The sequence below is a fragment of the Leisingera sp. SA215 genome, from assembly GCF_055902035.1.
This window is the reverse complement of the sequence record NZ_JBVVXU010000025.1, coordinates 44190-65348: the sequence shown is the minus strand read 5'-3', so window position 1 is coordinate 65348 and position 21159 is coordinate 44190. Positions and strand designations below refer to the sequence as shown.

Here is a 21159-nt window from a genome sequence, read left to right as displayed (position 1 = left end):
GCCGGGTTGGCGGCGCTGTAGCCGGTCTTTGGCGCGTTCACCACGTCGAAGGTGACATTGCTGACGGTCACCCCGTCAGACAGGTTGAACAGCGCCGAGGTGTCGGTGGCGGAGGTGGTGCGCACATTCAGGCCCGCGCCCTGGGTTGCGGTCAGGGTGAAGTTCTCCGGAAGCCGCAGGTTCGACCCCGAGATCTGGTAGGTATCCTCAAGAACAAGTGTGTCCCCGGCCTTGAACTGGTTGCTGTTCAACAGGGACGCAAACGCGCTGGAGACATCCTGACCCGCGGACCAGCCGAGGTCAGACGAATGCCAAACGGTCATGTGATTTCCTTTCACTGGCGATCAGCCGCGGAGTGGCGCGGCCAACACTCTTACATTTCGAAACAGCACTCACCGGAGCCAGGCACGCGAGACAGCCCGGGACATCAGGACAGATCCCGGACGCCGCAAGTGCCTCAGGTCCCGGACCGCCGGAAAGCGGACTTGTACTGCTGAGTTTGCGGCGGCCTATCGCGCAGAAGGGTTAACAGGAAGTCAGGAGCAGCTTGATGTCGAAAAGCCGGCTTTTTTTGGCCAATTCCGGGGTCGTCATTCGCAACGAACCGCGCAACGGCGGAAAATCACCGGCCCGGGCGGGCCAATGCATCGACATTCTGGCCGGAACCGGCCAGAATGTCAGGTTTTCCAAACTGGCGGCCGCAGCAGCGTGCAGATGCCCCGGGCATCAGACCTGGCGCCGCACGCCCGGGGCTGTCTCTTTGAAACAGGCCAGCGGCGGTGTTGCGGGACCTAACGGCAAAATCCCGCAAGGCTTCTGCAATTGTCTTTCCTGTGCCCCGGGAATTGCCCCGCCGCATATGGAAAACCCGGGACTGGCTGGCGGTCTGTCTCAATGAGGCGGCTTCAATCGCGGCCGCCATGGCAAGCAGCCCGATTGGCCCGGACTTGGAATCCGTCGACTTTGCCACATAATTATGAATTGATGGAACTTTACAGCGCTCTCAACGGTGCAGCGGAGCGCTCTGGGCGGCCAGGCGCGGTTTCGGTTAAGGGGTTTTGATTTCATGTACGCAAGACGGTCGAAGTTCGGGGACCACGCCCGCCCCAAGGAAAGCTTGCCAGAATACGAAACCTACGGCCTGCCCGGGGACAGCGGCGCTGACCAGACTCTGGACACACGTAAAATGGCGCTTGCCCTCTGGCGCGGGAAGCTGCTTCTAGCGGTCTTTGCCGGTGCCGGTTTTCTGGCCGGGTTAGCGCATGTCAGCCGCCAGGAGCCAATGTACCGCGCGGTGACCAGCATCCTGTATGAGCCCGAGCGCCTGCAAATTGTGGATCTCTCAGAGGTGCTGGTCGAGCCGGATACCGGTGCCGGTATCGGGAACCAGGTGGAAATCCTCAACTCCACCACTTTGCTGGGCAATATTGTCAGCGTTCTTGGTGAAGACACGATCCTGCAAGACAGCCAGGGCGGCAGCGGCAGCTCAGGACCCAGCGGTTTTAGGAATGCAGCCACCGCCTGGCTGCTGAATGCTGCGCCGGAACCTGTGTCCGGCCAGTTGGCCCGGCTGGGTTTTGCCACGCAACCGGAAACCGCCGCCCCCCCGGTGACGGCCCGGACGGAAGAGGAAGAGCAAAGGACGGCAGCGCGGGATGCGATCAGCTATCTGCGGGACAACCTTGAGATTGAGGTCATAAGCGGTTCCGGGGTGATCGAGCTGTTCTACCGTTCTCCAGACCCGCAAAAGGCCGCTCTGATCGCAAACACGATCAGCGAGGAATATATCGCCTTTCAGAAAGTGTCGAAAAACCAGGACGTGCTTGCGGCCATAGATCTGGTCAGCAATCGCATCAAGGAGCTGAAACAAAGTGTCGTGGACTCCGAGAGGGATCTGAAAGACACACGCCTGGATCTGGCCCGGCGGCGGGCCCAGAGTGCAGAAATGACCGACATTCAGCTCGCGGCGCACAATCAGGAGCTTTCGGCAATCCGGTTGCGCCTTTCTGAGTCACACGCCCGCTTCAAACGGGCCGCCGCCGCGTTGACGGAAGGGACGGATCTTTGGAGCGTTACAGAATTCCGCGAATCCGAGCTGATCACCGACTTCCGCAGGCGGGAGATCGAAATCCGGGAAAAAATTGCCCAGGAGCGCGCCATAAGCGGCAGTATTGTCACACCGTCAAGCGTGCGCAGCGCCGCTTTGCTTGAGCAGACGCAGCAGAGCATCCGTGAGGAGGCTGCCTATATTATCGCCGCGCTTGAGTTCGAAGTCGCATCGCTGGAACAGCGGGAGCAGCAGCTGGAGGTCATGGTCCGGGAGCTGGAAATCACCTCGATCGAGCGGACCGCGGACGAGCTCTTCATCTCCCGCCTGGAGCGCGAGGTTCTGGCCAACCAGACATTGCTGCAAACTTTTGTGGTGCGCCAGAAAGAGATCTCGGAACAGGCCAAGCTCCAGTCGGCCGATGCCCGCATTCTGTCCCGGGCCGAACCGCCTTCATACCCGGACCGGGAAGCCAGCAACCGCATCCTGCTTGCCTCCAGCGGCGGCGCTCTGTTCATTTGCGCTTTGTTCCTGTTGCTGCGGGAGCGGATGAACAATTCGGTTCGCGACCCGCGTGACCTGGCTGAAATCACCCCTTTTCCTGTGCTGACATCGCTGCCACTGGCCGGGAGACGCAAAAGCCTGCGCAAACGCGCGCGGGAATTTGTGACGCGCCCGAAGTGCCTTCTTGCAGAAAGCATCCGCAATCTGCGGACCAGCCTTCTTTACAGCGATCCGGACAACCAGCCGCAGGTCATCATGCTGACCTCTTCAGTGCCTGGCGAGGGAAAAAGCGTCACCTCATTTCTGACCGCTTTGGCCAGCCAGCATACGGAACACGATACTATTCTTGTAAGCTGCGACCTGCGGGACGCGTCCAATGCCCGCATCTATTCGAAATTTCCGAGACTGGTCCCGTCCAAGTCAAGCGGCGGGCTGGTCAGTTACCTGCGAAATGATTGCAGCCTGGAAGAGGCGCTGGCCCTGCACCCGGAATCCGGGCTGCATGTCCTTGCTGCAGGAAAAAGCGAAAGCTTCCATGAAAGCCCGGCAGACATTTTGTCTTCGCCGCGGTTTGCTGAGATGATTGCCGCCCTGCGCGAAAGATACCGGCTGGTCATTCTTGATGCTCCGCCTGTCCTGGTGGCGGCCGATGCCCGGCTTCTGTCCAGGATGGCAGATTCCATTGTCTATCTGGTGCATTGGAACCGCACGTCCAAGAACGCCGTCCGTGAAGGATTGCGTGAACTTCGCTCTGTGAACGCGCCTGTCGCCGGCTGCGTGCTGAGCCTGGTGTCTCAATCCAAAGCCCGGAGATACGCGGACAATGAGTTCATCTATAAACAGCACTACGCTGGCTATTACAGCTAGCGGATTTGAAATCCTGTTGTGATGAAAGTCTGTCACATCGTGGACAATGCCCGCCCTGGAGTTGGCGTAACCCAGGTCGTTTATGATCTGATGACCGCAGAGATGACGGAGTGCCGCGGTATTTTCACCGGCCGGAGCGAACTGGACGCACGGTTTTCCGCACTGGCCGGCCAGGGGACGGTGAAACTGGCTGCATCGCCTGTGCAGCTTGTGCGGGCCCTGTCGGGGCTCAGGCGCGAAGGCTTCAGGCTGCTGCATGTCCACAGCCGCAAATCAGCCTGGATCTTTGTCCTGGCCCGGCTTTTCGGGTTCCGGATTGTGCGCACTCAGCATTTCGGAACCCTTGCGGGGGGCCGCCAGAAATGGCCGCGGCGCTTGACCGGGTTGCGCAACTTTCTGACCGGAAAGACCTGGTGGGTTGACCGCTGGGCGGCTGTGAGCCGGACCTCGAAGGCCTATATTCAGGCCCGGTGGGGGGTGCCGGACGACCGCATTTCGATTGTCTGGAACGGTATCGACGTTGAAAAATTCACGCCATGCCAAAACGGCTGCCGGTCAGCGCTGCGGACGCAGCTTGGCTGGGAGGAGGACTGGATTGTTCTGATCTCTGTCGGCTCCCTTGTCGCGCGCAAACGCCATAGCAGCAGCATCAGAGCCTTTGCGGACATCCCGGACCGGCCCGGCAAGGCCCGGCTGGTCATTCTCGGCGAGGGCGGGGAGAGACCCCGCCTCGAACAGCTGGTGGCCGCCTGCGGCCTGGAAGGGAAGGTCCTCCTGCCGGGCAGGCGGGACGACGTGGCCGATTGGCTGGCGGTTTCCGACATCTTTGTGCATGCGGCTCTGGATGAAGCTTTCGGCCTTGCCGTTGCCGAGGCAATGGCCTGCGGCAAGCCGGCAATTGCCGCAGGCGCCATGGGGCCTGCCGAAATCGTCGAGGATGGCGAAAACGGCCTGCTGGTTGCGGATGGCAGTGCCGCCGGGCTGTCCAAGGCCATGGCACGCCTGATCGCGGACGGCGCGTTATGCGCCCGGCTTGGGCAGACTGCCCGGATCCATGCGGTGCAGCGCTATTCCCTGCCGGTCATGTGTCAAAGCTATGCCGCGCTCTACACCAGCGTGCTCGTCCCCCCGGTTGCGGCAAATGGCTGACAGGCTGGGGCAAACAGGTTTGACGCATGGGGCAGGGGCCATACTGCCACCGGACCGCAAACGGTCCGGTCCAGCCATGAACATTCTCATGGTGCTGCTGGGAAAGGAAGACAAGGCCAGTTCGCGGGTCAGGGGCTACTGGATCGCCGAAGCGCTGAAAGCACGGGGCCATTCGGTCCGGATCCGGCAGGCCGGGCACCGGATGCAGTATCTGTCTCTGCTGGCGGCGGCCCGGACTGCGGACGCCGTTGTGTTCCAGAAGAAATACGGCCGCTACGACCTGCTTGCCGCCCGCCTGCTGCGGCGGCTGGGCAAGAAAGTGTTCTTTGACATCGACGATGCTCCCAGCCGCACACAGGCATCGGCCACGATGCAGCGGGCAAACAGAATGATGGCTTTGTCCGGCGGCGTGCTGGCGGGCAGCCAGGCGCTGGCCCGGCTCGCGCAGCCGCACCAAAGTGCCGTTCACGTGGTTCCTTCCGGCGTCCAGCTGGCAAACTACCGCGTCAAAACCCACCAGCCCGGAGAGAAAATCTGCCTTGGCTGGATCGGCAACGGCGCGCATTACGCGGATGACCTGATCCGGATACTGCGGCAGCCCTTGCAGCGTGTCGGCGCCCGGCGTCCCGTCAGCTTCCGGATCGTGGGCGCCTGCGGGGTGCGGGAACTCTATGACGTCTTTGGTGCCATCGATGGCGTGGCAATCGACTTCATCGACCAGATCCAATGGTCCGACCCCGGTGCCGTGGCGGATGCAATCGAACCTTTCGACATCGGCCTTTACCCGCTCTCGCAGCATCCCTTCAACGAATACAAATGCGCCTTCAAGGCGCTGGAGTACATGGCCAGCGGCCTGCCGGTTGTGGCCAGCCGGGTGGGCGCCAACGCTGAAACCGTCATCGATGCAGAGACCGGTTTCCTGTGCCGCTCAGAAGAAGACTGGGTGCGCTCCATCAATACCCTGGCCGGCGACACGGATCTGAGGGCCAGTTTCGGGAGGAACGGGCGGGCGAGGGCAGAACAGCTTTATGATGTCGCCCGGCTGGCGGCCCGGCTTGAAGGTATTCTGCAGGATTGAAACACCCGCCGGCCATGGGGCATGTCAGGCCCCGGGGGCAGAGCGCAGGGTCCAGGGCTGCAGATCGTGCCCGGTAAGCGCCTGCAACTGCGCGATATCGGCAGCATAGTAGCGGCGCAGCGCATGCCAGGTGCCGGGGGCGACTTTCGGGCTTTCCAGCACTTTGCTGTAGATCTGTGCCCGCAGCTTCTCCCGCAGGATCCGCGGAACGAAACGCCGGATCCGGGCTTTGGGCAGGTTCAGAAGCCGCATCAGCATCGCGCTGCGCGGCACGCCTCCCCGCTGGGTATGCACAATGGCCGGGCTGAAGTCCGGATCCACCTCCAGGAAGCGGTAGATCTGCCGGGCAACCTCCGCCGGCCTGGACTTGAGGTCATCGAAATTGATGAAGTGGATACGCTCCATGCCAAATACATTGATCCAGCTTTGCAGCAGACCGGCCTGCAGCCCCTTGCCCAGCCGCGACCGCTCCGAAACATCCGTAAACCCCTGTTCGGGATCCAGCCGCGCATCCTGGGTGATGAAATCCTCGAAACTGCCGCTGAAATAGCCGCTGCGCATACGGAAAAGATACTCGGAAAACATCCTTTCCGCCGGATCCCGGAGCGAAATCAGGATACGGGCATCAGCAGAGGCCCTGCTGATCAGACCGGGGACCTCGGAATGGTAGATGTAATGGGACGCCTCCCCAATCCATTTGACCGCTCCGGCCCCGGCAAAGAGCCCTTCATAGGGGCCTTGCGTCAAAAAGCGGCCGTTTACCCTGCCTTCCAGCGGCGCGCCCTTCTGCCGCAAGGCCTCGGCATACCAGAACATCGGTTCCTTGATCTCCGACATGAAGATTTCGGGATGCTGCGACAGCAGAAGATAGATTGTGGTCGATCCGCATCTCATGCCTCCGATAAAAAACAGGTTCGGCATTGTCATTGTCTTGCCTCGCTTCCCACCGGCTGAAGTTCGGGGGCCTGCAAGAAAAATGAACTTGCGCGCATCCAGCCATCGAAACTTGAATATGTTCCGGTTTCGCGGCCCGGCAAGCGGATCTCTGAAGGAGACGCCCCGAGGCTCTGGAAGGCGGGCAGGGCGCGCGGGCTTGCGGGCCGGGCCGTCTTACCGCCGCACTCTGAACTCCCGCCCGATCGAGACAAAGACGGCATGGGACCGGGCCCGCGGCTCTGCAAGCTCTTCACGCATCCGGTAGCGGTATCCGGTGTTCAGCGACCAGTCCTCCGTCAGCGCATATTTGTACTCGGCCGTGAAACTGGCCCTGTCGGTACTGCCGGCGGTCTCATCGGTGACAGTATAGCCCGCCCTGAGGCCGATGCTGGAGAGGCCGTTGATTTCATGAATGTAGTCGACCAGAAATGCGGTTCTCAGCACATTCCCGTCCTCTTCGTCGAAATCGACCCAGCGCCGCAGCTGCGCATTGATGCCGCCGCGGGGCAGCTCCTGGCTCCAGCCAAGCGATCCGATGATCTCCGATTGGCCGATGTCGGAATCCGCCGCCCCCAGCGTGGCGGACAGCGCGCCGTTCGGCAGATCAAGGCTGCGGCCGGCGCTGATTGTGCGGATGGTGCCATCGTCGGTGACATACTGCTCCGCTTCTGCGGTCACAGTGCCGTTGGGCAGATCCCGTTCAAGGCGCAGCAGGCCTTCCACGCCGCTGCTTTTTGTTGTGGCCCCGAATTCCCGGGTATCGATCGAGGCATATCCGAGAGTGGCGTCAAAGCGCAGAACCGGGCTCGCTTCAATACTCACCCCGGCATAGCTGCGCGCGGTATCGCGGCGGGTCTGTTCGGCATCTTCGGCTTCATACAGCCGGTACCCCAGCCCCAGCCGGGCGACGGCCACCGGCGAAAGACGGACCCGCAGTTCGGAACCGGCCTCGCTGAGATCATTGTTGAAAAGCTCGGGATCGGTTGTGTCCGAATACCGGAAAGCCAGGTAATCTGCACTGAACGACGCGCCGACAGGCGCCTCGCGGCCAAGCTCCAGCGCAACCCCCGCGGCATAGCGCTCCCGGTTGCCCGTGCCGCTGAGATCGTCCAGGTCCGGCGGCAGGTCGATCCCGCCATCGTCATCGGTAATATCGTCAAGCGGTTCCAGGAACTCGATGTTTGACTGCAGGTAGCCGGCATTGGCCTCAAACCCGGCGTTTGCCCCCTGGCGGCCATAGCTCAGATCGAGGCTCTGATCATCCAGCCCCGATTCCGCTCCCGGTCCGCTCACCCCCCGCAGCACGCCCGACGCGAGCAGCCCGAAACGGTCCAGCCGGGTTTGCCGGGTCAGCCCGAAGGACAGCCCGGTCGAGGTGAAGGTCGTTCTGCCAAGGCTGACGGGATCAAGATCAAGGTTATCGGTTGTCTCCAGCCCCTGACTGAAGCCGAACACCATTTCCGTGCCGCTGTCCTGGGCCGCAACGGGCAGCAGCCAGCAAAGGTAGATTGCACTTGCCAGAATGCTGCGATTGATCAAATGAAGTTCCACGAGCGCCTCAACCTTGCTTATATCCCGGGTTCGCCGTCCCAGCGGGCCCTGTATGCTCCGCCGCAATTCTGGCACGCAGCCTGCGCACCTGCTTTGCCGGTTCTTTGAAGTGTGTACCGTTTTGCCAGCGGCGGGCCGCAGAAAATTTTCCTCCGGACAGGATTAGTTTCACGCCGTATTGGGATTGCAACATGCTGCGGGCACTGCCCCGCCACGCCCCTGGCCGGTTAGGGCTGTGCTGCACGGCATGGCGCAGCCCCTGGCGGCAGGGCCGGGACTAGCTCCGGTTGTAGACGTCCTCATACCGGACGATGTCATCTTCGCCCAGATAGGCGCCGGTCTGCACCTCGATCAGATACATCGGGACTTTTCCGGTGTTTTCCATCCGGTGGATTTCCCCCAGGGGAACATAGACCGACTGGTTCTCCGACAAGAGCTTCACAGTGTCGCCCACAGTCACCTGGGCGGTGCCGGCAACGACAATCCAATGCTCCGAGCGGTGCACATGGCTTTGCAGGCTCAGGATGCCGCCCGGCTTGACCATGATCCGCTTCACTTGAAACCGGTCCCCAAGGCACAGGGTCTCGTACCACCCCCAGGGCCGGTAGAACCGGGGATAGTCCGCGGCCTGCGGCACCCCGTTCTGTTTCAGGACCGCAACGGCTTCCTTGATGTCCTGGGTATGGTCCAGATCGGCCACCAGAACCGCATCGCGCATGGCAACTGCAGCAATGTTCTTCAAGCCAAGCCCAACCAGCTGGATCCCGTCTTCTTCGCTCCGCAACAGGGAATTCTCGCAGTTGATCGCCGTCACCGGACCCATTTCCGTCAGGCGCTGCTGCCCGGTTGCGGACAGGGCGTGCAAGGCATTCCAGCTGCCGAGGTCGGACCAGTCGGATTCCAGCGGCACAGCCACGATGTTTTCGGCCTTGACCATGATCGCGTCGTCAATCGAGACCGCCTCGATATCCTCGTAAGGCCTGGCGCCAAGCCGGAAGAAGCCCAGATCCTCTTCCCCCTGCGCAATCGCCGCATCGCAAAGCGCCAGCATATGCGGCGCATGCAGTTTGTACGCCTCAAGAATATCGCAGACCCGGAACAGAAACATCCCGGCATTCCACAGGACGTTGCCGTCTTCCAGCAAGGCTGCGGCTTGCGCCCGGTCCGGCTTTTCCAGAAAACCGGACAGCGGCACAGCCTGTCCGGCCACGGCCGGCTCCGCCAGCCTGAGGTAGCCGAAACCGGTCTCGGGGCGGTCCGGCGCCACGCCGAATGTGACCAGAACGCCGTCCTGCGCCGCCTTTGCAGCCGCCGCCACAGAGGCCAGAAACCCCTCCGTGTCGCGGATCATGTGATCCGAGGGCGCAATCAGCAGCAGCGCCTCGGGCTGGGATTTGAGGGTCAGCGCCGCCGTCAGCACCGCCGGCGCCGTGTTGCGCATTGCCGGCTCCAGAATGATGCGCCCATCCAGAAGCCCCGAAGCCGCCGCCTGTTCTTCCACCAGAAAGCGGAAATCTTCGTTGGTGACAAGGATCGGGGCATCAAAATCCGGCCCGCTCAGGCGTGAGAGCACAGTTTGGAAAAGGCTTTGTTCTCCGGCAAATGCAGCGAACTGCTTGGGAAACGCCCGCCGCGAACTTGGCCAAAGCCGTGTCCCCGAACCGCCGCACAGAATAATAGGGTAAATCATTGAGCACTCTCCAAACACAGTGATAAGCTATCCTGAAACCATCCATGATCAATCTTTGACCTGCAAGATCTGCCGGTAATTCAACTGCGGGCTCTAGAATGTGCCCCGGGCACATCAAATGTTGCAACCATCCAGAAATGTCACCGGCTGCGCAAAGCGGGAATGTCACCAAGAGGCGTGACGGGAGCAAGGCTTTGCAGCCCGGAGACCTCATATATCGAAGGGCTGAAAAGCCTTGCGAGGCTCAGCTCATAGACCGAGCTTTCGCTGCCTGTTCTCATGGCAGGAAAGAGTGACATTCCTGAATTGCTAAAGGGTGACAGTTTAGCTTTGCGCGTACATCAAAACGGCTCATAATGAGAATTATGATAAAAGATTAATTACGGCGGCGCAGAGCAAGTGCACCATCGCCACCATAAAATCTACCGGCCAAGCGCAAAGCTTGGACCGGCATCGGTCATGCGATGTGCCGCCATGTCGCGTTTTACACGGACCGCCGCAGTAACTTTACGGGGCCATCACCTGACCCGGAAATGCAGAAACGGTTTGCCCCCTGGCAGCCGCAACAGCGGCAAGCCCGGCATGGCGGTCCTTGGGCAAAAAAGTCTTCGCTTGTTTCTTGTGGGGCGGCATTTCAATCCAATAGTAGTCTACTTGCTGGCGATCCGCCTATCCTGCATTCGTCTCCTTGGACATCGGATGTGTGGTCCCGGACCACATTTTGCGCTGCACCCCCGGCAAGGGACAGGCTGAACCTCGCTGCCCTTGAGGTCGGTAAGGTGCTTCGAGCAGATGCCTAATCCACCCGCCGCTTTTTGGAGAAGCGGTACTCCGATGGCAGCATAAAATTGATGCTGCGAACGGGCTGCCGCCAGCAGCCCGGCAAACGTCACCCCCCTGATCTTCCTGGCATCGGGCGACTGATCCGCTGAAAGACCCGCTGCCCGAATGCCGTTCTCCGGCCGCTTCGGCTGATCTCCTTCCCAACAGAGCGCCGCGTCAGGGCCCGCACCCGCAAGGCCCTCAGTGTCAGAAGCGCATACGTCAGGCTATCCTGCCAATACCTTCCTCAGCCGATGCCACCCTCAGCCAGTGCCCGCAAAACCCCCTCAGAACAAAAAGTCATCCGCATCCAGGCGGCCCGGGTTCAGGTCTTCCGCAAAAATCCTGCCCGACCCGGTGAGGATCAGCGTGCCGCCGTCCTGGCGGCTGATGTCCAGACCGGTAAACCCGTCCGCCGCGGCGCCCTGCAGATCAATCAGGTCGCGGCCCGGGCGGAAATCGGAAATGGTGTCGCGGCCGTGGCTGCGGGCAAAGACAAAGACATCCGCGCCGCCGCCGCCGCTCAGCAGGTCGTGCCCCTTGCCGCCCTCCAGCCGGTCATCGCCGCCTTGGCCGCTGAGCCGGTCGCGGCCCTTGCCGCCGTCCAGCGCATCGCGCCCGCCGCCGCCCTTGAGGCTGTCCTTGCCGCCGCCGCCCTTCAGGTGGTCCTGCCCGCCCTGGCCCTTGAGGCTGTCCGTGCCGCCACCGCCGGCCAGGGTATCGCTGCCGCCGCCGCCCTTGAGACTGTCGGCACCGCCGCCGCCATAAAGCCGGTCCCCCTCTGCGCCGCCTTTCAGCAGGTCGTTGCCGCTGCTGCCCTTCAGGTGATCGCGGCCGCCGCCGCCTTCCAGCCGGTCATTGCCGGATCCGCCTGCCAGCAGATCTTTGCCGCTGCCGCCCGTCAGGCTGTCGGCGCCGCTGCCGCCTGCCAGACTGTCATTGCCGCGCCCCCCGTCCAGCCGGTCGTTGCCGCCCTCGCCGCTCAGCAGGTCATCGCCGCCGGTGCCGTCCAGCCGGTCGGCGCCGCCGGTGCCGTAAAAGCCGCCGCCGGGCAGGGTCTCGCCCGGTTCCTGGCGCTGCGGGAATTCGAACCGCAGGTCCGGGCCGAACACATCCGCCAGCGCCAGCGGCGTGCCCGCATCGCTGATCAGCACGATGCCGGTGTCCCCCGCCGCCATCACCATGCCGGTGCTGCGCGCCTGCGCGTCCAGCTGGCCGGTGCTGTAGATCCCTTCGAACAGCGACAGGTCCAGCCGGTCCTCGCCAGGGGTGAAATCGCGCACCGTCACCGCCCCGGCCGCCGGGTTGATGACAAAGATATCGGCGCCGCTGCCGCCGGTCAGCCAGCCGCCCTCCGCCCCGGCAACCAGCACGTCATCGCCCGCCCGGCCATAGAGGTCTGCACCGCTCCGGCCGCCCTCCAGCACGTCATTGGCAGCGCTGCCATCCAGCCGCGCATCGCCAGCCCCGGCCCGGCGCGCATCGCCCAGATCCGCCAGCGGCAGGGTGAACTGGCTGAGGCCGCCCGCCGCAGCCGAGGCGGCAAAGACCTGCAAGAAGCCGCCCGCCGCCACCGCCGCCAGCGCGGTCACATTCTGCAGGCCCAGCCCCGGCGCGTGCTCCAGGCTCTGCAGATGGATCAGCGCGCCGCCCGGGGTCAGGGTGAACAGGCTGAGGCCGCCGTCATTGCCCGCCGCCAGCACCAGCACGCGGCCCCCGGCCTCCACCACCTCCAGCGCGCTGAGGCCGCCGAAACGGGTCATCGCGGTGTCCTGCAGCTGGGCAGAGACCTGCAGCCCGCCCTCCGCCCCCACCTGCATCAGCGTAAGCGAGCTGCTGCCCGCCGCCCCCAGAAGCGCCCAGGCCTTGCCGCCGGCCTCGAACCCTTCCAGCACGGTAATGCCGGAGACCGACAGCCCCTGCGCCGCGCCCAGGCCGCTGCCCGGGGTGAGCGCGCCGCTGGCGGCATCGGCCCGGTAGCTGTGCAGCCCCTGCGCATCCGCCGCCAGCAGCACCGGCCCGCCCGCCGTCTGCACCGTGGCCAAGAGCGCCGCCGGATCCAGGCGGTAATCCGCATGGCCGCCGGCGGCACCGGCCTGGCCCTGCACCTCGACCGCCGCATCCAGCTGCCAGCCCTGCAGATCGCCGCTGGCCGCCCCCACCGCATAAAACGCGGATTTGCCATCCGCCAGTTCCAGCACCGCCACCGCGCCAAAGCCGCCCGCATCCGCGCCTGCCAGCGCCGCGCTGTCCTGGCGGCCCAGGCTGCCATCGCCCGCAATCTGATAGAAGGTCAGCGCGCTTTGGCTGGTCTGGCCCTGCAGCAGCCGCAGCCCGCCGCCGGCCTCAGCCAGATGGAACGCCCCGGTGCGGATCCCGGCCTCCTCATGCAGCTGCCGGCCCGCCAGCTGCGGCAGGGCGCCGGTGCCGTCCAGCTGCCAGCGGCTGAGGCCGCCGTTCATGCCGGTGGCCGCATAAAGCACCGCCTGGCCGTCCTGAACGGCGATGTCCAGATCGCGCAGATCAGCGCCGAAAATCAGATCCTCTGCGGCGAACCGCCCGGTGAATGCCAATGCCATAACCCCGCTCCTTTGCGCTTGCGGCCCGGGGCTGAAACTGGCCGCCGCCCCGGGCGCAAAACGGGAAGCAAAACGGGCAAAATCAGGGACATTGTTTACAGATTGAAGACAATTGAACGAACAGACCGGAAACGGCCCGGCAACAAAGACGGCCCGCGGCGGCTCCCGCCTGCCGCCTGCCTGCCCGTTGCGCAAGCAGCGCACGCCCCGTTAGCGTCCGCTTGACGCGGCTCTGGCACTCTGGCGCGGAACCCGTTTTCTGCCGCCGCCGGAGCCCCGCCCATGACCCAGACCTCGCCGATCCTTGCCCTGCCCTATCTGATGCCCGCCCAGGCGCAGAAACATGTGACCCATAACGAGGCGCTGCAGCTGCTGGATGCGCTGGTGCAGCTCAGCGTCGACAGCTTCGAGGCCGCCGCCCCGCCCGCCAGCCCGGCTGCAGGCGAGAGCCATGCGCTGGCGGCAGCGCCCGCCGGTGCCTGGGCCGGGCATGGGTATGAGATCGCGGTCTGGCAGGGCGAGGGCTGGCTGTTCCTCTCCCCCTCACCCGGCTGGCGCGCCTGGGGCCGCGCCGAAGGAGAACTGAGGATCTGGGACGGCAGCAGCTGGGTGCTGCCGCCCGCACAGACCCAGAACCTCGGCTCCCTCGGGGTGGGCACTGCGGCGGATGCCGCCAATCCGCTGTCGGTTGCGGGGCCGGCCACGCTTTTTTCCCATGACGGGGCCGGCCATCAGCTCAAGCTGAACAAGGCCGCCAGCGCCGACACCGCCGCGCTGCTGTTTCAGTCGGACTGGAGCGGCCGCGCCGAAATCGGGCTGGCGGGCTCGGATGATTTCTCCATCAAGATCTCCGCCGACGGCAGCGCCTGGAGCACCGCGCTGGCGCTGAAACCGGACGGGCGCGCAGGTTTCGGCACCGCCAGCCCGGCCGCGCATCTGGAGATCCGGGGCGGCAGCACAGATTACCTGCTGGCAGGCGATGGCAGCGCCGATTTCCGGCTGGGCGCGGATGGCAGCGGCAGCTGCTCCGGCGCCTGGTCCGGCGGCGGCGCCGATTACGCCGAATGGTTCGAATGGGCCGACGGCAACCCGGCGGCCGAGGACCGCCGCGGGATCTCGGTGGTGCTGGAGGGCGCAAAGATCCGCCCGGCCGCCGCGGGGGAGGTGCCTGTGGGCGTGATCAGCGGCAATCCGGCGGTGATCGGCGATGGCGACATCGGGGAGTGGAAGAGGCGCTGGCTGCGCGACGCCTATGGCGGCCTGTTGCGCGATGCCTCAGGCCGCCCGCAGGAAAACCCCGCCTATGATCCGTCCCAGCCTTACCTGCCGCGCGCCGCGCGCCCGGAATGGGCGCTGGTGGGGCTGCTGGGCAAGCTGCGGCTGAGGACAGGCCAGCCCGCCGCTGCGCATTGGATCCGGATGCGGCAGGTCTCGGCTGAGGTTGAGGAATGGCTGGTCCGCTGACCCCCGGCGGGCTCTCCCGGCGCCGCATCTGTGATGCAGCGCAAAGGCGCGGGAGCCCCCTATCCCTTGGCGCCTCAGCCCTTGGCGCCCTGGCCGCGGGCATAGACATCCTCGTAGCGGATGATGTCGTCCTCGCCGAGATAGCTGCCGGTCTGCACCTCAATCAGCACCATCGGCAATTTGCCGGGGTTTTCCATCCGATGCACCGCGCCAAGCGGGACGTAAACCGACTGGTTCTCCGTCACCAGTTTTTCGGTGCCGTCCACCGTCACCTTGGCAGTGCCCTCCACCACGATCCAATGCTCCGAGCGGTGGTGATGGCTTTGCAGGCTCAGCGCCGCACCGGGATGCACATGGATGCGTTTCACCTGAAACCGCTCGCCCACCGCCAGGCTTTCGAACCAGCCCCAGGGGCGGTGGTCCTTGGGAAGCTCGGTGGCCTGGCGTGCGCCCTTGGCCTTCAGCGCCGCCACCGCCTGTTTCACGTCCTGGGCGCGGGAAGCATCCGCCACCAGCACCGCATCCGGCATTGCCACCGCAATCACGTCCCTGAGGCCAATACCGACCACCTCGAGGTTTTTGTCCTCGGAACGCAGCAGACTGTCGGCGCAGTCGATCGCGGTCGCGTTGCCGCTGGTGGCCACGCCATCGCCATCCCGCGCCGCTTCGCGCCAGACCGCGTCCCAGCCGCCCAGATCCGACCAGCCGCCGGCAAAAGGCACCACGGAGAGGTTCTCCGCCTTTTCCATCACCGCGTAATCGATGGAAATGTCCGGCGCCCCGGCCCAGGCCTGCGGATCCAGCCGCAGGAAGCCGAGATCCGGCTGCCCCTGCGCCACCGCCTGGCTTACCGGCGCCATCAGTTCCGGCGCGTGCTGCCGGAAGGCCGCTAGAATGGCCTCAACCGAGAACAGGAAGATGCCCGCATTCCACAGGTACTGGCCCGAGGCCAGCATCGCCTCGGCGCTGGCCTGGTCCGGCTTTTCGACAAAGCGCCGCAGCTGCAGCGGCCGGGGCGCGAAATCGCCGGGATCTTCGGTCAGCTCAAGATAGCCATAGCCGGTTTCCGGCCGGTCCGGCCTGATCCCGAAGGTGACCAGCTGTCCCGCGCGCGCGGCCGCTTCGCCTGCCGCCACCGCGGCGCGGAACGCCGCCGCATCCGGCACCACATGATCCGAAGGCGCCACCAGCATCAGCCCCTCCGGGTCGGTCTTTTCCAGCCACAACGCCGCCGCCAGCACCGCGGGCGCAGTGTTGCGCCCCTCCGGCTCAATCAGCACCGCGCCGGGATCAAGCCCCGCACCGGCCAGCTGTTCGGTCACGATGAAGCGGAAATCGGAATTGGTCAGCACCACCGGGCTGGCAAACCCCTCCCCCGACAGCCGCCGGGCGGAGGCCTGAAACAAGGTTTCCTCGCCGGTGAGCGGCACAAATTGCTTGGGGTAGCTCTTGCGCGACAAGGGCCAGAGCCGGGTGCCGGAGCCGCCGCAGAGAAGGATGGGATGGATCATTATATTGCGTTGCCTCCCCGCAGAATCCGGACCGAGAAATCCCCGGCCCCCCGCATGTATAGCCCGCCGGAAAGTTCCAGCGCGGTTGTTTTCACATTGCGCCTCAGCATGAACTCCAGCGCCTTGGAGCCGTCTTCTGCAAGCGGTGAAAGCCGGCGCAACCGGGCAATCTCAAAGCGCCTCAACCGGGAGTTCCCCATCACAGAAACGCATGAATTTGCCGCACCGCTCTTGCAGATAGGCCTGATCTGCCGGGCTGAACATCTCCTGATAGCGGCCTGAAACCCCTTTGTTGAAGTTATAAACACGCCGTTCTCCCGACAACAGGGCCTGCAGGGTTTCATTGGCTTCAAGCGCCTCTCTCTGACAGTTGACCAAGTTGCGCAGAACCTCCAGCACACCTTGCGTCTCACGGGTGATCTCGTCGTAGGAGAACGGAATGCCCATACCGGATTTCAGCCATGGAATAGTGGCCCGCTCCAGCAGCCGCGCCATCACGTCGATGCCTTCGCGGTGCGATTGGATTGCGGAAAAGAAAGGCTTGTTCTTGTCGCCCTCTCTCCGGGCGCGCTCTCCAGCTTCAAAGGCAGAGAGTGCAGCATCTCCAGGGTGTCGATAAGAGATCAGCACCCGAACATCGGGACGGTCAAGAACCTCAGTATAGCGGGGCTGAAATTCCGCATGAGTTTTGATCGACAGATTTTCGCCCGGCTCAAGCCGGTCGGCGACCCCCGGCAAATTAAAAAGGTGGTTGTCCCGCCAAAAGACCCGGTGGCGTTCCAGAGGCCCTGTCAGAACCCGCTTGCGCAAGGCATCCTGAGGCACACCTGAAGCTTCACAAACCGCTCTGGCGAGATGCGCCAGATAAGTGCTGGCCGACTTCTGCTGACCGTATACAACGAGGATCATTGGAAAATTCCTTCTTGAAAACGGATACGGCCTGAAAGCCGCTTATTGAAGATCACTGGCCTGACATCACTGGCCGAAAATCACTTGGCCCGCAGATTATCCAGACCTTGCGCTAGGAACCACTCATAGGTTTCCCGCACCCCGGTCTCCAACCCAATCCCGGCCTGCCAGCCCAGCCGCTTCAACCGCGTGACATCCATCAGCTTGCGCGGGGCGCCGTCGGGTTTTGACGGGTCGGTCAGGATCTCCCCTTCAAACCCCGTCACCTCTGCCACCAGCTGCGCCAGATCCAGGATCGAGACATCCGTCCCGCAGCCGACGTTGATATGGGACAGCATCGCATCGGTCTCGCGCTGGTAGGACGCCGCCTCCAGATCCATCACAAACAGCGAGGCCGCCGCCATGTCGTCCACATGCAGAAATTCGCGCCGGGGCGTGCCCGAGCCCCAGATGGTGACGCTTTCCGCACCGGCCCGGGCGGCCTCGTGGAAACGGCGGATCAGCGCCGGCAGCACATGGGAGTTCTCCGGGTGGAAATTGTCGCCCGGCCCGTAAAGGTTGGTCGGCATCACCGAGCGGTAGTCCACCCCGTACTGGCGGTTGTAGCTTTCGCAGAGCTTGATGCCGGCGATCTTGGCAATCGCATAAGGCTCGTTGGTGGGCTCCAGCACGCCGGTCAAAAGCGCCTCCTCCGCCATCGGCTGGTCTGCCATCTTGGGGTAGATGCAGGAGGAGCCGAGCTGCAGGAGCTTCTTCACGCCCGCCTGATAGGCGGCGTGGATCACGTTGCACTCGATCATCAGGTTTTCATAGATGAACTGCGCCGGGTAGGAGTTGTTGGCAACGATGCCGCCCACCTTGGCCGCTGCCAGAATGACCTGATCGGGCTGTTCCGCCTGGAAAAACGCCCGCACCGCCGCCTGATCGGTCAGGTCCAGCTCGGCGCTGGTGCGGGTGATCAGCGTAAGGTCTTCGCCTGCGGCCCGGCGCGCCTGCAATTGGCGCAGGATGGCGCCGCCGACCATGCCGCGGTGGCCTGCAATGTAGATCCGGGTCCCCGTGTTCCCCATCATCTCAGCCCTCGGTGCTGACCGGCAGATCCATGCCGTGTTCCTTCAACAGCGCATGGCGGCGGGCGGTTTTCAGATCCTCGGCAACCATCTCGGCGCACATCTCCTGAGTACTGATCTCCGGCACCCAGCCCAGCTTTTCCTTGGCCTTGGCCGGATCGCCCAGCAGCGTCTCCACCTCGGCCGGGCGGAAATAGCGCGGATCGATCCGCATCACCACATCGCCGGCTTTGAGCGCCGGGGCATTACCGCCCTCGATCGCCGCCACGGTGGCAATCTCCTCGACGCCAGAGCCGGAGAACTCCAGATGGATGCCCAGCTCGGCCGCCGACCACTGGATGAACTGGCGCACCGAATACTGCTTGCCGGTGGCGATCACGAAATCCTCAGGCGCGTCCTGCTGCAGCATCATCCACTGCATCCGCACGTAATCCTTGGCATGGCCCCAGTCGCGCAGCGCATCAATATTGCCCATATAAAGGCAGGGTTCCAGCCCCTGCGCGATATTGGCCAGCCCGCGGGTGATCTTGCGGGTCACAAAGGTCTCGCCGCGGCGCGGGCTCTCATGATTGAACAGGATGCCGTTGCAGGCATACATGCCATAGGCCTCGCGGTAGTTGACGGTGATCCAGTAGCTGTAGAGCTTGGCCACCGCATAAGGCGAGCGCGGGTAGAACGGCGTCGTCTCGCGCTGCGGCGTCTCCTGCACCAGGCCGTAAAGCTCCGAGGTCGAGGCCTGATAGAAGCGGGTCTTCTTCTCCAGCCCCAGAAAGCGGATCGCCTCCAAGAGGCGCAGGGTGCCCATGGCATCCACATCGGCGGTGTATTCCGGGCTCTCAAAGCTCACCGCCACATGGCTCTGGGCGCCGAGGTTATAGACCTCGTCGGGCTGCACCTCCTGCAGGATCCGGGTCAGGTTCGAGGTGTCGCTCAGATCGCCGTAATGCAGTTTGAAGCGGGCCTGGCGCTCATGCGGGTCCTGATAGATATGGTCCACCCGCTGGGTGTTGAACGACGACGCCCGGCGCTTGATGCCATGCACCTCATAGCCCTTCTCCAGAAGGAACTCTGCAAGATAGGAGCCGTCCTGGCCCGTGACACCGGTGATAAGAGCTTTTTTCATAAATATGACCCGTTGCTGAAGGCCTGTGTGCCTGGCCCTGTGCTTAGGCCAGCAGGGCAGAAAAGACCAGCGGCGGAACGGAGAAGCGCGGTTCCCGGCTCAGCCCGCCGCCAGGCCAGGCCAGGCGGGGGCCTGCGGGTCCGGGTCATAACCCAGCCGGGCGCAGAGACTGCTGTAGGCCGGCGCCGCAGCCAGCTCCGCCGCCGTCCCTGCGGGCACGGCGCGGCGCGGGCGGGCGGCAATGGCGGCACCGCTGCGGCCGCTGTCGCCGGACAGGCTCTGAGCCGCGATCCGGCGCTGGAAATCCGCGCTGGCGGGCAGCTCCAGCAGCTGGCAGATCCGGGCCATGCCTGCTTCGGGCGCGGCGGTGAACGCCTCGTAGTGCAGGATTTCGGTGCCCGCATAGTGATCCAGGAACAGATGATAGCGGCGGGCGTATTCCTGCAGCGTTGCGGGCGCAAAATGCACCCACTCCTGACGCAGCAGGCTGAGCCAGGAATCCAGCGGATGGCGCACCGTCACCAGGCTCAGCAGGCGGTAATCGGCGGCCAGCAGCTCTCTCATCGAAGGCCGCTGCGGCGGCTGGTCCTGACCGGTGCAGAAATGGCTGTGGCTGTGATCGCGCAGCACCAGATCGCGCCCCTCGCTGCGGGTCTCTGCCGCCAGCGCCGCCAGGCCGGCCTGGAAAATCCGCGCCAGCACCTCCTGCCCCGGCGGGCTGGAGCCTGCCTTGGCCAGGCTGATCAGATCGCGCGGCGCAAAGGCCCCCTGATAGCCCAGGGTGCTGAACGGATCAGCCTCGCTCAGCAGCCGGACACAGGGCAGGGCGGCGATGGATTTGGAAAACAGCGTGCCGCCGGTGCAGGCGAAATGATGCAGGCTGCGCAGGACCGGCCGCGCAGGACCGGCCGCGGCAGCGCGGCAGTCTGCCAGCAGCCGGGCCGCTTCCGGCGGCGCCAGCCCGGCAGCCTCCCGGCCCGGGCCCGCCGCCAGAAACCGTTCAAGCCGCGCCTGCGCATCCCTCCCGGCGCCCGTACTCATTCCTCTGGCTCCGGCGCCGCGGCCCCTGCGTCACCGGCCAGCGGCGCCAGCCGGTCCGCCAGCCGCCGCAGCAGATCCTCCTGCGCCTCTTTCGCGTGCAAAAGCGCCCGATAGCGCTGCTGCAGCTCCGCCAGATCGGCAGTGCAGGCTTGCAGCTTCTGTTCTGCCGCGGCCCGCTGCTGTCCGGCGGCCAGCGCCGCCGCATTCCGCCAGGCCACCGCATAGGGCCGGTCCGGATCTTCCGGCGCCGCCTCCAGCCAGCTGGCATAGCCCAGCTCCTCCAGCCCTTCCCGCAGCGCCGCCATCCCCGGCGCTCCCCGGTACAAGGGCTCCCGGCCTTCCTGCAGCCGCAGCGTCTGGAAATGCTGCAGGCAGTCCGCCTGCTCCAGCGCCTGCAGCAGCGCCAGCGCCTGGCCCGGCGCTTCGATCACCAGCAGCCCTCTCCCCGCCCTGGACAGGCCGCAGCGCGCCATGAAATCCGCAATGGCCTGCGTCTCCACCGCCTCCTCCGCCAGCACCTGCAGGCCCGGAAACAGCTGGTACAGCGCCTCTGCCGGCTCTGACAGGCTGCTAAGACCGGCGAAATTGCAGCTGTGGAAAATGCCCGGGCCGCCCTTGGCCGAGACCACCGCCTCAATGGCCTGCAGCGGCGCGAACCGCTTTGCCAGGGCCTGCAGCCCGGGCATGGCTTCGGGATCCGCCTCGGCCAGCACCACCGGATCAAGACCCGCCTGCAGGTAGCCTTCGGCGGCACCGCCGCTGCCCGCACCGATATGCAGCACGTAATCTGCCGGAAAAGAGAGAGCAAACGCCGCCAT

Annotated in this window: 15 protein-coding genes; 4 read left to right on the top strand and 11 right to left on the bottom strand. The window is 64.4% G+C overall.

The window, feature by feature from the left end; all coding sequences use genetic code 11:
- Nucleotides 1-323 (bottom strand): hypothetical protein (locus tag AC0KW6_RS19385; protein WP_474035757.1); only part of this gene is annotated, 323 nt, incomplete at its 3' end.
- A gap of 743 nt (nt 324-1066) precedes the next feature.
- On the opposite strand from AC0KW6_RS19385, the gene AC0KW6_RS19380 reads away from it, so the two are divergent.
- The 3 genes from AC0KW6_RS19380 (at nt 1067) to AC0KW6_RS19370 (ending at nt 5645) form a co-directional block, all read left to right on the top strand.
- Nucleotides 1067-3418 carry a GumC family protein gene (locus AC0KW6_RS19380; RefSeq protein ID WP_474035756.1) on the top strand — a complete coding sequence of 784 codons (2352 nt, stop codon included), beginning with the start codon at nt 1067-1069 and terminating at the stop codon, nt 3416-3418.
- 21 nt (nt 3419-3439) lie between these two features.
- Nucleotides 3440-4567, top strand: a complete 1128-nt coding sequence (locus AC0KW6_RS19375; protein ID WP_474035755.1) for a glycosyltransferase family 4 protein — start codon at nt 3440-3442, stop codon at nt 4565-4567.
- 76 nt (nt 4568-4643) lie between these two features.
- On the top strand, nt 4644-5645 hold the full coding sequence (locus AC0KW6_RS19370) for a glycosyltransferase family 4 protein (RefSeq protein WP_474035754.1): 1002 nt from the start codon (nt 4644-4646) through the stop codon (nt 5643-5645).
- 24 nt (nt 5646-5669) lie between these two features.
- On the opposite strand, the gene AC0KW6_RS19365 is transcribed toward AC0KW6_RS19370, so the two are convergent.
- The 4 genes from AC0KW6_RS19365 to AC0KW6_RS19350 form a co-directional block, all read right to left on the bottom strand.
- Nucleotides 5670-6566, bottom strand: a complete 897-nt coding sequence (locus AC0KW6_RS19365) for a sulfotransferase family protein (RefSeq protein WP_474035761.1) — start codon at nt 6564-6566, stop codon at nt 5670-5672.
- Nucleotides 6567-6755: 189 nt separating this feature from the next.
- Nucleotides 6756-8132 carry a hypothetical protein gene (locus AC0KW6_RS19360; protein WP_474035753.1) on the bottom strand — a complete coding sequence of 459 codons (1377 nt, stop codon included), beginning with the start codon at nt 8130-8132 and terminating at the stop codon, nt 6756-6758.
- 277 nt (nt 8133-8409) lie between these two features.
- Nucleotides 8410-9822: a mannose-1-phosphate guanylyltransferase/mannose-6-phosphate isomerase gene (locus tag AC0KW6_RS19355; RefSeq protein ID WP_474035752.1), complete on the bottom strand. Its 1413-nt coding sequence runs from the start codon at nt 9820-9822 to the stop codon at nt 8410-8412.
- 1109 nt (nt 9823-10931) lie between these two features.
- Nucleotides 10932-13223 (bottom strand): calcium-binding protein, encoded by a 2292-nt coding sequence (locus AC0KW6_RS19350; protein WP_474035751.1) that lies wholly within the window; start codon nt 13221-13223, stop codon nt 10932-10934.
- 282 nt (nt 13224-13505) lie between these two features.
- Between AC0KW6_RS19350 and AC0KW6_RS19345 the strand changes: the two genes are divergently transcribed.
- Nucleotides 13506-14687 (top strand): peptidase G2 autoproteolytic cleavage domain-containing protein, encoded by a 1182-nt coding sequence (locus tag AC0KW6_RS19345; RefSeq protein ID WP_474035750.1) that lies wholly within the window; start codon nt 13506-13508, stop codon nt 14685-14687.
- A 74-nt stretch (nt 14688-14761) separates the two neighbouring features.
- Here AC0KW6_RS19345 and AC0KW6_RS19340 read toward each other — a convergent pair whose 3' ends face one another.
- The 6 genes from AC0KW6_RS19340 to AC0KW6_RS19315 form a co-directional block, all read right to left on the bottom strand.
- Nucleotides 14762-16198 (bottom strand): mannose-1-phosphate guanylyltransferase/mannose-6-phosphate isomerase, encoded by a 1437-nt coding sequence (locus AC0KW6_RS19340; RefSeq protein ID WP_474035749.1) that lies wholly within the window; start codon nt 16196-16198, stop codon nt 14762-14764.
- Nucleotides 16199-16369: 171 nt separating this feature from the next.
- Nucleotides 16370-17107: a hypothetical protein gene (locus AC0KW6_RS19335; RefSeq protein WP_474035748.1), complete on the bottom strand. Its 738-nt coding sequence runs from the start codon at nt 17105-17107 to the stop codon at nt 16370-16372.
- A gap of 80 nt (nt 17108-17187) precedes the next feature.
- The gene (fcl, locus tag AC0KW6_RS19330) at nt 17188-18177 is read right to left on the bottom strand and encodes a GDP-L-fucose synthase (protein WP_474035760.1); all 990 of its coding nucleotides are present in this window, start codon (nt 18175-18177) and stop codon (nt 17188-17190) included.
- Between the two features lie 4 nt (nt 18178-18181).
- Nucleotides 18182-19300: a GDP-mannose 4,6-dehydratase gene (gene gmd, locus AC0KW6_RS19325; protein WP_474035747.1), complete on the bottom strand. Its 1119-nt coding sequence runs from the start codon at nt 19298-19300 to the stop codon at nt 18182-18184.
- A 99-nt stretch (nt 19301-19399) separates the two neighbouring features.
- Nucleotides 19400-20341 carry a hypothetical protein gene (locus AC0KW6_RS19320; RefSeq protein ID WP_474035746.1) on the bottom strand — a complete coding sequence of 314 codons (942 nt, stop codon included), beginning with the start codon at nt 20339-20341 and terminating at the stop codon, nt 19400-19402.
- Nucleotides 20338-21159, bottom strand: coding sequence for a hypothetical protein (locus AC0KW6_RS19315; protein ID WP_474035745.1), 822 nt, complete (start codon nt 21157-21159; stop codon nt 20338-20340). Before AC0KW6_RS19315 ends, AC0KW6_RS19320 begins: the two co-directional genes overlap by 4 nt.

What these genes read in the sequence shown, in the direction of transcription:
- AC0KW6_RS19380 (WP_474035756.1), top strand. Translation starts at nt 1,067, where the DNA reads ATGTACGCAAGACGGTCGAAGTTCGGGGACCACGCCCGCCCCAAGGAA.
- AC0KW6_RS19375 (WP_474035755.1), top strand. Translation starts at nt 3,440, where the DNA reads ATGAAAGTCTGTCACATCGTGGACAATGCCCGCCCTGGAGTTGGCGTA.
- AC0KW6_RS19370 (WP_474035754.1), top strand. Translation starts at nt 4,644, where the DNA reads ATGAACATTCTCATGGTGCTGCTGGGAAAGGAAGACAAGGCCAGTTCG.
- AC0KW6_RS19365 (WP_474035761.1), bottom strand. Translation starts at nt 6,566, where the DNA reads ATGCCGAACCTGTTTTTTATCGGAGGCATGAGATGCGGATCGACCACA.
- AC0KW6_RS19355 (WP_474035752.1), bottom strand. Translation starts at nt 9,822, where the DNA reads ATGATTTACCCTATTATTCTGTGCGGCGGTTCGGGGACACGGCTTTGG.
- AC0KW6_RS19350 (WP_474035751.1), bottom strand. Translation starts at nt 13,223, where the DNA reads ATGGCATTGGCATTCACCGGGCGGTTCGCCGCAGAGGATCTGATTTTC.
- AC0KW6_RS19345 (WP_474035750.1), top strand. Translation starts at nt 13,506, where the DNA reads ATGACCCAGACCTCGCCGATCCTTGCCCTGCCCTATCTGATGCCCGCC.
- AC0KW6_RS19340 (WP_474035749.1), bottom strand. Translation starts at nt 16,198, where the DNA reads ATGATCCATCCCATCCTTCTCTGCGGCGGCTCCGGCACCCGGCTCTGG.
- AC0KW6_RS19335 (WP_474035748.1), bottom strand. Translation starts at nt 17,107, where the DNA reads ATGATCCTCGTTGTATACGGTCAGCAGAAGTCGGCCAGCACTTATCTG.
- fcl (WP_474035760.1), bottom strand. Translation starts at nt 18,177, where the DNA reads ATGGGGAACACGGGGACCCGGATCTACATTGCAGGCCACCGCGGCATG.
- gmd (WP_474035747.1), bottom strand. Translation starts at nt 19,300, where the DNA reads ATGAAAAAAGCTCTTATCACCGGTGTCACGGGCCAGGACGGCTCCTAT.
- AC0KW6_RS19320 (WP_474035746.1), bottom strand. Translation starts at nt 20,341, where the DNA reads ATGAGTACGGGCGCCGGGAGGGATGCGCAGGCGCGGCTTGAACGGTTT.
- AC0KW6_RS19315 (WP_474035745.1), bottom strand. Translation starts at nt 21,159, where the DNA reads ATGGCGGCGTTTGCTCTCTCTTTTCCGGCAGATTACGTGCTGCATATC.